This is a genomic window from Nitrosospira sp. Is2, assembly GCF_033095785.1.
Taxonomy (GTDB): domain Bacteria; phylum Pseudomonadota; class Gammaproteobacteria; order Burkholderiales; family Nitrosomonadaceae; genus Nitrosospira.
The window spans coordinates 2,035,163-2,050,077 of the sequence record NZ_CP137134.1 but is presented as its reverse complement, the minus strand read 5'-3'; the positions used below and the strand labels follow the sequence as shown (position 1 = coordinate 2,050,077).

At 55.1% G+C, this 14,915-nt stretch carries 13 protein-coding genes; 7 read left to right on the top strand and 6 right to left on the bottom strand.

Annotated features, from left to right (window positions below):
• Positions 1 to 625 precede the first annotated feature (625 nt).
• Both R5L00_RS09015 and R5L00_RS09010 read left to right on the top strand, forming a co-directional pair.
• Positions 626 to 1,483, top strand: coding sequence for a glycosyltransferase family 2 protein (locus tag R5L00_RS09015; protein ID WP_317651005.1), 858 nt, complete (start codon positions 626 to 628; stop codon positions 1,481 to 1,483).
• A gap of 40 nt (positions 1,484 to 1,523) precedes the next feature.
• Positions 1,524 to 2,396 (top strand): hypothetical protein, encoded by an 873-nt coding sequence (locus R5L00_RS09010; RefSeq protein WP_317651001.1) that lies wholly within the window; start codon positions 1,524 to 1,526, stop codon positions 2,394 to 2,396.
• A 112-nt stretch (positions 2,397 to 2,508) separates the two neighbouring features.
• Here R5L00_RS09010 and R5L00_RS09005 read toward each other — a convergent pair whose 3' ends face one another.
• From R5L00_RS09005 to R5L00_RS08980, 6 genes are all read right to left on the bottom strand, one after another.
• Positions 2,509 to 3,174 carry a class I SAM-dependent methyltransferase gene (locus R5L00_RS09005; RefSeq protein WP_317650996.1) on the bottom strand — a complete coding sequence of 222 codons (666 nt, stop codon included), beginning with the start codon at positions 3,172 to 3,174 and terminating at the stop codon, positions 2,509 to 2,511.
• Between the two features lie 269 nt (positions 3,175 to 3,443).
• Positions 3,444 to 4,817 (bottom strand): phenylacetate--CoA ligase family protein, encoded by a 1,374-nt coding sequence (locus tag R5L00_RS09000; RefSeq protein WP_317650994.1) that lies wholly within the window; start codon positions 4,815 to 4,817, stop codon positions 3,444 to 3,446.
• Complete coding sequence (locus tag R5L00_RS08995; protein WP_317650992.1) at positions 4,814 to 5,932, bottom strand: glycosyltransferase family 4 protein; 1,119 nt, start codon at positions 5,930 to 5,932, stop codon at positions 4,814 to 4,816. Before R5L00_RS08995 ends, R5L00_RS09000 begins: the two co-directional genes overlap by 4 nt.
• Positions 5,929 to 7,146, bottom strand: coding sequence for a TIGR04063 family PEP-CTERM/XrtA system glycosyltransferase (locus tag R5L00_RS08990; RefSeq protein WP_317650989.1), 1,218 nt, complete (start codon positions 7,144 to 7,146; stop codon positions 5,929 to 5,931). Before R5L00_RS08990 ends, R5L00_RS08995 begins: the two co-directional genes overlap by 4 nt.
• A 306-nt stretch (positions 7,147 to 7,452) precedes the next feature.
• Entirely contained in the window at positions 7,453 to 8,574 is a 1,122-nt protein-coding gene (locus tag R5L00_RS08985; RefSeq protein ID WP_107694170.1) for a glycosyltransferase, read from the bottom strand.
• Between the two features lie 744 nt (positions 8,575 to 9,318).
• Positions 9,319 to 10,839 (bottom strand): PEP-CTERM sorting domain-containing protein, encoded by a 1,521-nt coding sequence (locus R5L00_RS08980; RefSeq protein ID WP_317650978.1) that lies wholly within the window; start codon positions 10,837 to 10,839, stop codon positions 9,319 to 9,321.
• 584 nt (positions 10,840 to 11,423) lie between these two features.
• On the opposite strand from R5L00_RS08980, the gene R5L00_RS08975 reads away from it, so the two are divergent.
• From R5L00_RS08975 to R5L00_RS08955, 5 genes are all read left to right on the top strand, one after another.
• Entirely contained in the window at positions 11,424 to 12,194 is a 771-nt protein-coding gene (locus tag R5L00_RS08975) for a GNAT family N-acetyltransferase (protein ID WP_219907512.1), read from the top strand.
• A 2-nt stretch (positions 12,195 to 12,196) separates the two neighbouring features.
• Complete coding sequence (locus R5L00_RS08970; RefSeq protein WP_107694018.1) at positions 12,197 to 12,448, top strand: acyl carrier protein; 252 nt, start codon at positions 12,197 to 12,199, stop codon at positions 12,446 to 12,448.
• Positions 12,445 to 13,290 carry a hydrolase 2, exosortase A system-associated gene (locus R5L00_RS08965; RefSeq protein WP_107694017.1) on the top strand — a complete coding sequence of 282 codons (846 nt, stop codon included), beginning with the start codon at positions 12,445 to 12,447 and terminating at the stop codon, positions 13,288 to 13,290. The genes R5L00_RS08970 and R5L00_RS08965 overlap by 4 nt, the downstream gene beginning before the upstream one ends.
• Positions 13,274 to 14,170, top strand: a complete 897-nt coding sequence (locus R5L00_RS08960; RefSeq protein ID WP_317650964.1) for a hydrolase 1, exosortase A system-associated — start codon at positions 13,274 to 13,276, stop codon at positions 14,168 to 14,170. Before R5L00_RS08965 ends, R5L00_RS08960 begins: the two co-directional genes overlap by 17 nt.
• A gap of 75 nt (positions 14,171 to 14,245) precedes the next feature.
• A complete protein-coding gene (locus R5L00_RS08955) occupies positions 14,246 to 14,878 on the top strand; it encodes a tetratricopeptide repeat protein (RefSeq protein ID WP_107694015.1) in 633 nt (210 codons plus the stop codon).
• Positions 14,879 to 14,915 lie beyond the last annotated feature (37 nt).

Sequence of the window (14,915 nt, the reverse complement as noted above, 5' to 3'; positions counted from 1 at the left end):
CGAAGCGCTAACAGGATTGAATGGATCGGACGGCCATGAATCATAGTGGTTGCGTTTGAACGCACAGACGAGGCAGGTGCCGCACAATCAGAGATACTAAAATTCGCAGGATTTCACATTGGGCCGTCATATTAGCGGTGGCCCAGCCTCAACGCAACCGCGGGAGGCAAGCTCCGCGAGTTCCCAGCCGGTGGGATGGATGTGAATCGCAGTCGACGTGCGCGGCCTTGGGTCGTGATAAGCCATACTAGTCCGTTATTTTCTCGCAACAGCCACCACCGGCGATGATTCTGATACGTTCGAGAACTCTGCTAAACTGTTGCCGCTAGAATGAGTCTTGAAAAACATGGCTCATCGGCCCTTTATGCGCCCCGCTAAAACAAAGGGACCAGAACGATGCGGTATTGCATTAACGGCTCAAATTCCCCTATCTTTATTTGGACACACCGCGTCGAAACGCCGGGTTGGGACGGTTATAATTTAGGCCATACCTTCAGTAACAAGATTGCTTTCCGTTATCTGAGTAGGGTTAGACCTAAGATAAGCAAACCATAAGGACGTTCGTCATCTCCCCGCTGCTGCGAGAATCGTAGAACGCCCGAGCAGCATATTTACCTCACCAGTTATGAAAATCGTCGCAATACTAGCCAGCTACAATGAGCAGCGATTCATCCGCGCCTGTCTTGAACATTATCTTCACCAGGGGATAGACGTCTATTTGCTGGACAACGACTCAACCGATGACACGCTCGCCATTGCCCGCGAATACCTTGACCGCAATGTAATCGGCATCGAGCGAATTCCTCGCCACGGTATGTACCAGTGGCAGAAGATATTGATGCGCAAGGAGCAACTGGCGGACGAGATCGAAGCCGACTGGCTGATGCACGCCGACCCGGATGAGATCAGGGTTGCGCCCAACTCCCGGCAAACGTTGGCTGAAGCGCTAGAAGAAGTGGACGGGAAAGGCTACAACGCGGTCAACTTCATGGAGTATACGTTTTTACCGGTTCGTGAGTTTCCTGAGCACGATAATGCCGAGTTTCAGAAGACGATGCGGTGGTATTATCCGTTTGCGCAGCGTCACCCTCACCGGCTGAACGCCTGGAAGAAACAGTCCCGGCGCTGGCCCGGCACAAGGAGACTCGTGAGTGAGCTGGTGCACAACCGCCGCTGGACCGTCCCATCGGTGAATTTACGCGACACCGGCGGACATGTCGTCCATTTTGATGGCATCCGGCCCTACCCCGTGGACTTCAAGCTCAAACACTACATCGTGCTAAGCCTGGACCACGCCATACAGAAATATGTAAAAAAAGCATTTGACCCCAAGGAAATAGCAGGGTCCCACGGCTGGCGCGCGACCGCCAAGGCGCACGAGTTTCTTCTGCCATCCCAATCTCAGATGCGCCTTTACACGTCGGATGACGAGCTGGATGCAAGCAATCCGCTTGTCGAGCACTTGCTTGTGCAACAGAATTAACGCGCATCCGTCGGACGAGAGCTCATGATATGAAACGGTTATGAAACGTAACGCGGTTCTGTTCAGCAGCCACCTCCTGGGCGAGACGGTGCTTGCAAGGCTGCAAAAGCTGCGCGCAGAAGTGCCGGAAGATCATGACATTTTCTTCTATTACGATGAAACCAGGCTGAGCGAGGCGGAAGTGTCTCGCCGTGCGGGGCAGGCGCTTCCCCACGGCAGTCACGACTGGCCGCAGTACAAGCGCCCTTGCCGCTACTTTCCGGACAAGATCCCCGGCAATGAGGACGGCATGCTTCTCAGCGCTTTTCATCGCCTGCCTGCTTACGACAATTACTGGTATCTGGAATACGACGTCGTATACTCGGGCGATTGGAGGCATTTCTTTCAGAGCTTTGCCGGTAATACCGCGGATTTGCTCAGCACCAGCATCGCGCGTCACGATCGGATCCCGGACTGGCCGCTGTGGAAGTCGCTTGAATTGCCCGACGAGGTCGAGTTGCCCCAGCAGCAATGGCTGCGCTCATTCAATCCCATCGCGCGGTTCTCGCGGGCTGCTCTGGAGACCCTGGCCTCCGAGTACCGGGAGCACGGATGGGCGGGGCATTCGGAGTGCGTCGTTCCCACCGTGCTGACGTATCGGGGATTGCGGATAGAAGATATTGGAGGGGATGGCGAGTTTGTGCCACCGGGAAGAGAAAACCGCTATTACCGCAACAACTGGCTGGACAAATCGCTGACCCCTGGAACATTCGTGTTTCGCCCGGCCATGCCCGCGCCCGGACCCGAGCCGGACCTCCTGTGGCATCCGGTAAAGGATACGGATCATAGTACCTGGGACCGGACCTCGGAACGGCCTACGTTACTATCAGTACGGCTGCGAGACTTGCTCAGGCGACTTTCGGGTCGCACGTAAAGAAGCAATGTGGTTCCGAACGTCGCTGTGAGTTTTTTTTCAACTTGATTTCGCTGACTGCAAGCAATCCTCACCTGCTTAACTAAGCAGATGGAATAAATACGCGGTCAAGCTAAGAAGCTCTCGCCACCAGGGCAAAACGCTCGTATCGCGCGTCCTCGAAAGCATTCCCGGACAGCAGGTTCATCAAACCGAACTTCCAGGGAAAAGCAGCGGGCTTAATGCCCTGTATGCGTTCAACGCGATAACCGCTCTCGGCAAAGAGGCGTTGCATGCTTTTCTTGGTAAAGAAGCGCAAATGGGTTTTATCCAGCACTCCATACGGCGCGTATTCAAAATCGGCTTCCTGCAATATCTGTTTGATCACATGGAAGTACCGGAGATTCGGAATGGAGGCGACGACCGTCGCGCCCGGTGCCAGCTTAGCTTTGAGTTGGCCTAGCACCGCCCATGGATCAGCCAGATGTTCAAGCGAATCATTGAAAACTGCGCAATCGAAGTATCCCTCAGGCAGGCTCGCCAGAGAATCCTCCACAGTTGTGTTAATGACTCTTGTGAGCCGCCCTCGGGCAACTTCAGCTGCATCTTCGAAGGGTTCTACCCCCCAAATTTCCAGTTCCCTGTTGTCTCTTAGCAGATTCGTGCCGAATTTCCCCTGCGCACACCCGACGTCTAGGAGGCGTTTAATCGATGCGGGGACATAATCGGCCATCTCGTCACGTCCTTCTTCGTAATAGAAGGTTGATGGGGTCGAAGATGTGTTTTGCTCATCACTCATTTAGCACCTCAGCATAATGGTTCCACTCGCTTAAGGCTGAACTCGTTAAGGCCTATCATTTTCCCGGTCCCCAAGGTGTGAATATTTATTATTAAAGGAACGCAGGGTCATCCGCGGCGCCTCCAATCCACCACTCAGCAAGAAGCCCTCGTTGCCCTGCTCCCAGCGTCAGGGAATATTATCCCGTTTACCGGCAGGCCTCGGGTTTATTTTTCATAAAACATCTGCGCGACCGCCGCAATCTCATTTTAGCTCCCGACGCCCTACTTTCAAGTCGGCGCCACCTTACTCACAACATAGCGAAATTTGCCCGATTTTTCCGACGGGATCTCCTTCACCTCTTTGACAAGAATTTCCACTTCCTGACCCAGCCTTGCCTTGAAACCCTGAACGATGTTGCCGACCAGCTCGCTGCCGAGTCCATCATCTGAAACCACCGACACGCACGTGAGATCAATGCTTTCCTGCGTAATCTTGAAATTTCGAATCTGCGGCAAGTCGCGCAGGATATAGATCAAGGCCAGACCGTGCATGACCGCTCCATTTTTTGCCACCAGGAAATCCGTGCTGCGGCCCTGGATCTCCTTGAGCAGGGGAAGGCCCCTTCCGCAACTGCAGGATTTGCTATCCAGTACGCCGATATCGCCGGTGCGATAGCGGATAAACGGATAGGCGCCCGTAGCCAGATGGGTAACCACAATCTCGCCCGCCTGGCCACGCGGTAGGGGGATGCCCCGCTGATCGACGATTTCGACGATGATATCCTCAGCAGTGATGTGCATGCCCCCTTGCGGACATTCATGGGCAATGAAGCCCGCATCGCGCCCGCCATAGCCATTCGCCACCGCGCATCCGAACGTTTTGCCGATCTGTTGGCGCTGCTCATCGTAGAGCCGTTCAGAGGTGACAAAGGCAACCCGAATGCCCAGATCATCCATTGACCGCCCCCGGGCGTCGGCATGCCGGGCAATATGGGACAGGGCGGACGGGTAGCCGAACAGCATTTTCGGGCGCGTAGCGCTTATCTCATCCAGAAACCGATCCAGTTTTTCTTCCGACATCTCGAAGGCGGGCAGCAGTCGCGTCCTCAGCATACGATCACGAAGCGCACGCAGGCCATCCTGCGCGCCAAGCTCGATGGGCGAACCCCAGATCACGACCTCGGGGTCGCCAATATCGACATTCCACCAGCGGGTTGCGCGCCACTTGGCCGCGACGTCGTGGCTTACGCGCTCCTTACCGATATAAAAGACCAATGGCTCGCCGCTGGAACCGCCAGTATTGAAGCGTGTCAGGTCGGTTGCATTCTCCGCCTTGAGCGCATCGCTGCTGGCTCGGATCGCGGCTTTATCAAGAAAAGGTAAACTTGCGAGATCCGCCAGCGAGCGGATGTCTTCCACCCTGAAGCCGATATCGGAAAAGAGCCTGCGGTAATAGGGGACGCGTGCCTGGGCGCTCGCAAGCAAGTGTCGCAAGCGGGCAAGACGGAGTTGCTCCAGATGGCCCTCGTCCCACCACTGCGATATCTCCATCTCCTTGCGGATCGCGACGCTATCATGCTTTTTAATGATTTCGTGCAGCGGAAAGAAAACGCCGGATACGAGTGCGGTGTACAAATCCCTCCTTGACGAACCTGGATTCATTTCGCGTCCGCCATCGAACGACCAGTTTTCGCCAAGAGCCTCTTATAAACACCGAGCAAACGCACCCGCACGTTCGGCCATGTGTACTGACGCACCGAGTCGATGCCGGCCTGCCTTATCTCCCCCGCCTTGACGGGATTATTCAGCAACGACAGGATCGCCTCAGCCATGGCTTCCGGGTCTTGCGCGGGTACCAGCAAGGCAGTTTTCTCATGCTCGACCAGATAAGGGACGCCGCCCACATTCGTCGTCACGACCGGCACACCGCTTGCCAGCGCCTCCAGCACCGAAATTGGCATGTTATCGGCCAGGCTCGGGTTGATCATCACATTCGCACTGCGGTAGAGCACAGCCATGCGTTCATTGTCTACCCGTCCGGAGAACACCACGGCATCCGTTATTCCCAGTCCTGCGGCAAGCTGTTCCAGCGGCTCCCGCTCTGGTCCGGTACCTGCCAGCGTCAGCCTCGCCCCGGGATATGCGCTGCGGACGATGCTGAACGCGCGCAAGGCCGTGGCGTTGTCGTATATGCGCTCCAGATTGCGTGTGACGATAAGGTGCGGGGAATCCGTTAGCCCCAAGCTGCATTGCCGCGTGTCGGCTTCAAAACGGCTGAGATCGATAATGTTGGGCACGATGCTGGTAGAGAAGCCGCGCTTCCCGAACACAGCTTCAAGAAAACCGGAAGGAACGATAACGGCGTCAGCGCGGCTCAAGCTGGGCTTTACCCAGGTAAAGGCTTTGTCGAAGAACACATCGGCCTCTCCACCGCGATAATTGACAATAACCGGTATGCCTCTCAGCTTCGCTATCCAGATCGCCGGGGCGGCAAAGAGATGCCATGACCAGCCGGAGTTGGCCATTACGTGAAACAACTGGACCCGCCCAGCCGATGTCCAGAGGTTAGCAAGGTAGGGGAGGAGCCGGAACACTGCCCTCACCCCCTTTAGCTGGCCGACCCAGCCTGGGCGGTAAGGCGGGTTGACCTGTATCAGATCCACTTTGAAGCCTTCCTCGCGCAGCAAGTTTGCCAGCTGCAGCGTCTGGTTCGCCATCCCGCCGGAAGGCGGGGGAAGCGGACCGACCAGGCCGATGCGCGCGCCCGGTACGCTCATTCCTGCACGTCCCTGTGAAGCGCCATGTGATAGACGCCTTGGTAGCGCGCAACGCTGCCTGCCCAGCTGCGTTGCGTTTCAACAAAGCTTCTGGCAGCGTCGCGCAATACAGGCCAGCGCTCAGGCTGGGCAAGTAGCTCAAGTACTTTGGAAGCCAGGGCGCCGGCATCGTCCGCCTTGAAAAGGACGCCGGTTTTATTGTCCTGAATCAATTCCTGATGGCCGCCTACATCTGATGCCACAACCAGCCGGCCCTGCGCCATCGCTTCCAGTGGTTTGAGCGGCGTCACGAGTTCCGTGAGCCGCATCCGAAGCCGCGGATAAACAAGCACATCGATCAAGTTGTAATATCGCTGCACCTGTTCATGAGGAACGCGTCCCACGAAGACAACCTTGTCCTCAACCCCCAGTTGCACAGCAAGGTTCTTTAATACGCTCTCCTCCGGCCCGCCGCCAACAAGGAGAACACGGACGTCGGGGCTGCGTGACAGCATTTCCGGCAAGGCGCGGAGCAGGAGGCTCAAGCCCTCGTAAGCATAAAAGGAGCCGATAAAACCTAGCAGCAGCTTACCTTCGAGACCGAGGGCCCGCGCAAGCGCCGGATCGGCGGGGTTGCCCACGCTGAAATTCTCGATATTCACGGCATTGGGAATGACCGTAATCTTCTCCTTGGAAATGCCCCGCGCAACGATGTCTCCCCGCAGCCCCTGGCAGATAGTGGTAATCGCGTCGACCTGGGTCAGCGCATAAGTCTCCAGGCCGCGAGTAAGGCGATAGCGAGGCCCCCATTCGCGGCTGGTGCCGTGGTCTACCGCCGCATCTTCCCAGAACGCTCGGACTTCATACACTACCGGGATGCTCATAAGACGGCCCACACGTATTGCGGGTATTGCATTCAGGACCGGGGAATGGGCGTGCAGGATGTCGGGCTTGACGCTCTTCGCCACTTCAATCAACCGGTGCGTCAGCCCATCCATGACCGCGAGCTGGTTCAGGACCGGCAAGCGCGACATCAGGCCGGTCGCGACCGGGGTGCGATAGAAATGCCACCCGTCAATGTCCTCCTCCAGTGCGTCGCAATTTTTCTGCTTGGAACTCGTCAGGTGAAAAGTCTCCCATCCCAGAACGCGCTGTTCCTTCAGGATCGAGAGCGTGCGGAAAGTGTAGCCGCTGTGTAAGGGAATGGAGTGGTCGAGGACGTGAAGTATGCGCATAGGTACTTCGATCAAGTATACGTTGGCGACGAATAGCGGCGCGGCCGATGGTGGTGATTCCTTAACAGCTCTTGTCGTTCCTTTGCCGAAATCCAGGATTCTGCGGAATATTCAAGCGTGGCGTCATTCTATTTCGCTAACTTTTGCTATGGACGCTATCTTTAACGGAATCAATTGCACGAAGCTGTGCTGGTCTTTCCCATGCCGCTCAACGCAAGCCATTTGGCTCGCCCGCAGGCAATCAGATAGCATTAGCGGCGATACCCGCAAGGTGGGCTGATATCGTTGTTGGGACCGTTCGTAAGCTCAGCTTTTGGCTTCCGGGGCATGCTTGAAGGTCCAGTAAGAATTCAGGAAATAATTTATGAGCATCGCAGGCGCAATCCCTATGAGCTGATGAACCGCTGGAGCCGTCTCAGGAAAAAGTACTGAAAGCACTACGAAAGTCGTGTAGCTCACTCCCAGGGACACAAGCGAGACCATATTGAATTTCAGCCCTTTTATTCGGACGTGGTCCTGGGATTTTCGCAAGCGAAAGGTCCAGTAGTTGTTCAGGAGGAAATTCGTGATGATGGATACTTCGATCGAGATGGGGGAGGCAATGTATTTATTGACGTTCGCTTCAAGAAGCAAGGTAAATATCCCGAGATTCACGATGACGCCGGACAACCCCACGACGGCGAATTTGATAAATGTCTTGGAGCTGTGCAACCTGATCCACCAGGCATTGACGATAAACTCGATAATGTCCGAAATGCCAAGCTTGGATTCTCCTTCGGTACGATCAATGAAATCCACTGGGACTTCCTTGATTTTCGCACCGAGCGACACGGCCTCATGAAGCAGCGCCACCTGGAAGGCGTAGCCCTGGACGCCGAGATCATCAAATACGACTTTTCTTAGCAAAGACGTTTTGATCGCCCTGAACCCCGCCGTGCAATCATGAATCCTGTACAACCCCGCGATGTACCGCCCGACGATATTGCCGCCCAGGGAATTCAAACGGCGCATCAGTCCCCACTCCTTCGGAATCGACCCGCCTTCTACATAACGGCTGCCGATCACGAAATCGGCCCCCTGGTCAATCGCGTCCATCAGCCGAGGCACATCCTCGGGCTTGTGAGAAAAATCGGCATCCATCTCGAACACGACGTCGGCATGGAGCTGATCCATTGCGTGTACCATGCCGCGAATGTAAGCCGCGCCTAATCCGGCCTTCTGCCCCAGCAGCAGATGCACGTTCGGATAAGTGGCCTGCTTCATCCGCACTACATCGGCGGTGCCATCGGGAGAGCTGTCGTCCACTACGAGGATGTGCAACTCATGACCGAATCCACGCGACTGAACTTGTAGCGCATCGATCATCCTTCCGATGTTGTCACGCTCGTTATACGTCGGCAAAATAATTACTACCTTCGAAGTCGCCATGGGCTGCACCATAAACTTATTCTTTAGTTCGTTGCTCTGGATTTTTAAGGCGGCGGCCTATCGAGGCTTACTGAAGGGGTTTCCGTTTTTGATATCCCGGAGGACAGAGCGGGTACTGGAAGCGAGCGTACCCTGGACAAAGGCCGCTCATTTACCGTTTTCCTAAACTGGTCAATCCCGGAAGGGGATCAACTTGACCGAGCGTGATCCCTACCGAATAGTACCCATGACTGACAACGTTCGATCAGGGGAATAATCTGGACAAGCATGAGTTTGCTAATATAGCATAACGCCATGTTGCAGTCGTCCTGCCTCCTCTAAACCGGCTAAGTTGCCTATGCCCAGCATAAGTTGATGAACTCGGGCAAACCGTGGCTTGAACTCCACTTGCGCAATTTTCGCATCTGCGAGAAAACGCGTAGCCCGGGGCTATTCGTACCGACTAATTGAACCCTGAAAGACAGCGCGTGACGCTCGGTTCCCCCACGCTCCGCGCGAGGTAATCTGCAAGGGACGAAACCGGCTGCCGGGCTCGCGCCAATGATGAGATTGTTATAAAACCTACCCGGGCCGCCGGTTTGCGACTCGATTGCCGCGCTCGGCGCGACAGACTGCGGGAATACCGTTATTCATCCCGTTCAAGCAAATCTAAAATATGGAATTAAAACAAATGAAGCTGCGGAGAAAAGCCGGTAGGCGTTCTCTCCGCTCCCCTGCATAGCGACCGTTTAAGGCGTCTGGCCGTTAGGACAGTCGCACTCCGCGCCGGCGGATGATCCCTCCGATGATGGCGAGTCCGGCAAGGAACATTGCATATGTTTCCGGCTCGGGCACAGCTGGCGCGTTTAAGGCGCTCATGGGCTTATAAAGCCACACACCGGTGTCCCATGCCCCATTGTCCATACGTGCAAATTCATCCAGAGCTATGAACGCGCCGAGGGTACTGTCATACTGCCACTTGCCGAGGACGCCGGTAGCAAAGCTTCCGTTAGGATGAGCCGAGGTTGAACTGTCGATGTTCGAAACGGTCCAGGTTGTGTTGGAGCCAATATCGCCATTCGCGTCGGTGAGAACATTCGCTGACCACACCGAACCGTTGGTATTGCCATCCCATAGAACAATCGTATCATTGGCTGCGTTATACGCGATGCCGTACCACGAATGGATTGTAAAGTTGCTCCCATCCTGGTTAACCAGGTTAATTCCGATATCCTGATTTGCCGAAGGATTGTTGGCGTTTGCCCTGTCCAGATCCCATATCGTGAGATCGGAAGTATAAGGTCCGGTGACGGCAGCCGTTTTGATGTAAAGGTTGTGGTCAGTATCAAGCGTGGCAGCGCCCTGGTATCCCGCTGTATTACGCGCGATCCCGATTTGCTCCCAGGTATCTTTTCCGCCATTCCTTACATCGCCGAGCGTATAGCGATAAAGCGAGGCAAACCCTGATGCATTCGAGTCGGCGGTAAGGTAGACCACGTCCTTCCCATTTTCCGTACGATAAGCTGTAGTTCCGTTGATATACCCCGGGGCTTCAGTGCCAGTCCATTGCCCGTGACGATCGATCCACATATCCCCATTTTGTGCTGGATTGGCAGTATTCCAGCCCGAATCGAGCGTACCCCCGACCTTGTTTGCATCGGCCTTCGCCGGATCCCACAAATACGGTCCCGCACGTCTTATGTTACCGTCTTCCGTCGTCCGGAAAACGCTGCCGGTGCCGCTCGCGGCTCCTCCAAATGTCAGGAACATGTCGTTGACGGGGAGATAGATATTATTGTCGTAGGTATGTGCAGACTGCGGCGCAGTGCCGCCAAGGACCATGCCTTGGCTATCCGTCCGACTCGGCAGGGAGCCGCGTCCCCACGAACCTGTCGCGCCGTCCCACACATACATTTCATTCCCGGTGTAATTAGCGTGACCGCCGCCCCAGAGCATCAAGTCGCCGCGACTCGAATCCCAGGCAAAAGAACTCCAGGCACGGACGATGGCTCCGGGCCAGCCGTACTGTCCCGGCACCGCATCGGCGCCGGTCGGCCATGCATCCCAAAAAAAACCAGTGCTGGCCTTGACCCAGCCGCCCTCGGGTGTGGCCGCCAGCAGCGAAGACAAGCGTTCGAAGGAATCGGCGTGAGCCTGGGCCACCAAGCCGGGGCAGGAGCCGATCATCAGGAAGGAAGCGAGCGCAAAATGCGAGGCGCGCAGCTTTCTCTTGTTAACAGCAGGGTTTGCATTCTCTTTCACGACATTAAAATTAATTTTTTTCATGTTTTTTCCGTAACAAATGGTTGTCATCTTTTAATACCCGAACATAGCTCCCCTCACCGCACGCTCCCGCCAGTTACGCCACGCTGCGGCGCTTGAGTACGGGCACGAAGTTGCTTTACCTGGTAGGCATTGCCCCCTGCGGCAAGCCTGCCAGGAAATTGTTGCTGAGGTTAACCATAGGTGAAGCGTACAGGGAAGTGCCTTTAAAATCAAAGCCAGTATCCTGCCGAGCACCAGCACCGGCTAGCCAGTAATCAATAGGCACTTCCGCTCGCCATGTTACCGAGTTTTCATGCCGTTCCAATTGGACTGAAGTACAGCCTCAAAACCAATCGCTCGTACTGACGGCGTGTTACTTGAAACTCATCCCTTTGAACACTTATAGTAAGATGCCGTGTTTTGGCGCCCCAGCGTGGGGCGGCCGGAGAAAGTTGGCTCAACTCGGCTCTAACGCTTCAAGTTTTAGGTCTTGGAAGAAGGGGAGGAGCGGTTCAGCCATTCCCGCAACAACAGTTGGGCAACCGGACTGGTTCGGATTAAACTATCCGCCCTTGTAGCCACCGCACTAAATCCGGGGCTGATCAATGCGCCTCATAAACGCAATGGCATCGATAACGCAACGAAAAAATGAGTTTTATGAAATGGTGCGGCAGTGGGGCTGGTTCAATGTCAGCCTTTTCATACTCAACAAATTTTTCGTCATGGTCTCGAACGGAGGCCTGCGGTTATATAAGTATCACCTGGTCGCGCAGCCCGTGGGCCAAACTCCCTTGCTCCCGCCGCGCAGGGGAAGGAATATTGAGGTCAGGCTGATCCATGAAAAGGATGAGATTATCGGACAATTTCCGAGGCCCGCTGCAGCGATCCAGGCTCGGTTTGCGCAAGGAGCGCAGTGCCTGGTCGCCTCTAAGGAAGCGCAATTTATGGGCTTCCTTTGGCTGTTACTGGGCAGTTATCAGGAGGATGAAGTACGCGCTCGCTACATACCGCTTCCTGAGGGAAGCACAGCCTGGGATTTCGACGTGTACGTCGATCCCGACTTCCGTTTGGGATTTACTTTTCCCCGCTTATGGGATGAAGCGAATCGATTCCTGCGGGAACACGAGGTTTCGTGGTCGTGTAGCCGAATTTCGGCCTTTAACGCGGGTTCGCTTGGCGCCCATGCGCGACTGGGGACCACATCGCTTGGTAGCGCCATCTTTTTTTGTGCCGGCCCGTGGCAGATAACGCTGGCCTCTGTATATCCCTATTTTCACCTATCCACACATTCCGGTTCATTTCCGGAGTTTCGGCTGAATACCCAGGGCCTGGGGCATATACCCGGTGCCGAGAAAGACAAAACCACCATGGAGTAATCATGCAGCATCTTCAAGAAGTAACAAATATACTGGCCGATGTGTTAAGCCTCGGCGAACGGAAGAACTCGCTTTCGGCAGACTCTGACTTGTTGGGTAGTATTCCGGAACTGGATTCGATGGCAGTGGTAAACGTAATTACTGCTTTGGAAGATCACTTCGGCATCACTGTGGACGATGACGAAATCAGCGCGCAAACTTTCGAAACGGTAGGCAGCCTCACCGGTTTTGTTGAGCAAAAATTGGCTGAATGAAAAAGTTATCTCCGCGCAACGTTCCTGCTGAGCCTTTTTTTCTGCGGACCGACTGCGGGAGACGTTTCTGCCTCTACCATGCGCCTCATGCGGAAAAGGAGTGCCGGGGAGCGTTCATATACGTTCATCCCTTTGGGGAGGAGATGAACAAGTCGCGGCGAATGGCTGCGTTGCAGGCAAGAGCTTTTGCTGCCATGGGGTTTGGCGTATTGCAGATAGACCTTTTCGGCTGTGGGGATAGCAGCGGCGACTTCTCGGATGCGCGCTGGGAGATATGGAAGCAGGACCTGGCCGTTGCCAGGACATGGCTCGAAGAGCGCGTTTCGACACCCGTCAGTCTTTGGGGCCTGCGCCTGGGCGCGCTGCTCGCGCTTGATTTTGCGAGGAGCGCAAAAAAAAAAGTCGCCCAGATTATTCTATGGCAACCAGTCATCAGTGGAGAGGCGTTCCTGACCCAGTTTCTGCGGTTGAGGTTGGCTAGTGAAATGCTGGCCGGGGATCGAGACAAGACTGGCGGAACCAGCGCCTTGCGCGCTAGCCTGAAAGCGGGGATGCCACTCGAGGTGGCCGGCTATGAACTCGCACCCGACCTTGCGGGTGCAATTGACAGCCTAAAAGCGGCGGAACTAGTGGTAAAGAACAGCCCGGTCCACTGGTTCGAGATCGTGGCCGAGCCCGGGCGCACCATGACCCCTGCCGGATCAAAAGTGGTAGGCGCCTGGAAGCAAAGCGAAGTTCAACTATTCCTTCACCTCGTGCCTTGTTTGCCGTTTTGGGCAACACAGGAGATTGCCGAGTGTCCCCAGCTCGTGTCAGCCACCACAAATGTCATTGCTACCTGATACAAATGTAGAGGAACGCCCTCTGGTCGTTGAGTGTAACGACGCGTGGCTGTATGGAATGATCAGCCTGCCTGAGCAGATCGGTTCCAGGGGCGTACTGATACTGGTGGGCGGCCCGCAATATCGAGTTGGAAGCCACCGCCAGTTTACCTTGCTTGCGCGCAACCTGGCCGCCGACGGCATTCCCGTTTTTCGTTTTGATTGCCGCGGAATGGGTGATAGCGAGGGCGACCCGCGGGATTTTGAACGGCTGGAGGATGACCTGCATTGCGCCATCGACAGGTTTCTGCAGGAGTTGCCCGCTCTTGATGAGCTGGTTATCTGGGGATTATGCGATGCAGCATCGGCTGCGCTTTTCTATGCACACCGGGACCCGCGCGTAACGGGGCTGGTACTGTTGAACCCGTGGGTAAGAACGGAACAAGGCGAGGCAAAAGCCTATCTGAAGCATTATTACCTTACGCGTTTTTTTAACAAGGAATTTTGGGGCAAGGTGTTGAGCGGTCGGTTTGATTACTCCACCGCCACGCGTTCTTTTACCCGGACGATCGCTCGAGCTGCAGCGGGAAGAAGAGCGAACGAACACGGACAGAAAGAACCTGCGCGCACTGGCGAATCGTGTGATCCAGCTAACCTCCCCGACCGGATGCTCGACGGGCTCCGCCGCTTCAATGGAAAAATACTTTTGATCATCAGCGGCAATGATCTCACTGCCCAAGAGTTCTCCGATCTGGTTAGCGCCTCGCCTGGCTGGCAACGCTTACTCGCTGCTCCACGCGTATCCCGGCATAATTTACCTGAAGCCGATCATACATTTTCACGTCGTCTCTGGCGTGACCAGGTGGCCGACATAACCAGGAACTGGATTCGCTCCTGGTGATTTGACCTTTAACAACTACTCGGAGCTCCCTTAATTGAATTGTCGAGGCAGACTGTTCTGTGATGAGGAGGTTATATGAGAAACATATTCGGCATTGCGGTTTTAATAATTATGACTGGCGCAGCGGATCTTCATGCACGAGAGGTTCCTCCCCATTGCGGTAATCTGGCGGCCCCTGGGACTCAAATCTACGACTACACCAATTCGGAAGACAAGAAGATGCTTGCGACAGTCGAGGCATTCCATTTCACTTCCGATGTGGAAAATTTACGCGCGGGCGCTACCGGGACAATCGGGGCTGACTTGAACTACACGCTGCTGATGTTCCCCAATCACCACCGGGCACTGGCTGCGATGGGAAAACTGGCCCAGCGGGAAAAGACGCTGAAACCGAAAGGCGCGCAATTTTCCATCGAGTGTTTTTTTGATCGTGCTATCCGGTTCAAACCCAACGACGCCATGGTACGCATGGTATACGCAACTTATCTTCTACAAGCCGCGCAAACTGACAGAGCTACCGAGCAATACCGCGTGGCCGTCGATCTCCAACCGGAAGACCCAACCATTAATTACAATCTTGGCCTGCTCTATATGAAAAAGAAAGATTATGCGCAGGCTAAAACTTATGCGAAAAAAGCGTACGACCTGGGTTTTCCGTTACCCGGCCTGAAAAACCAGTTGATCCAGGCTGGAAAATGGGATGATTGACCTGAAGGACCGCCTTACTTCTTAAAATCGCGACTTC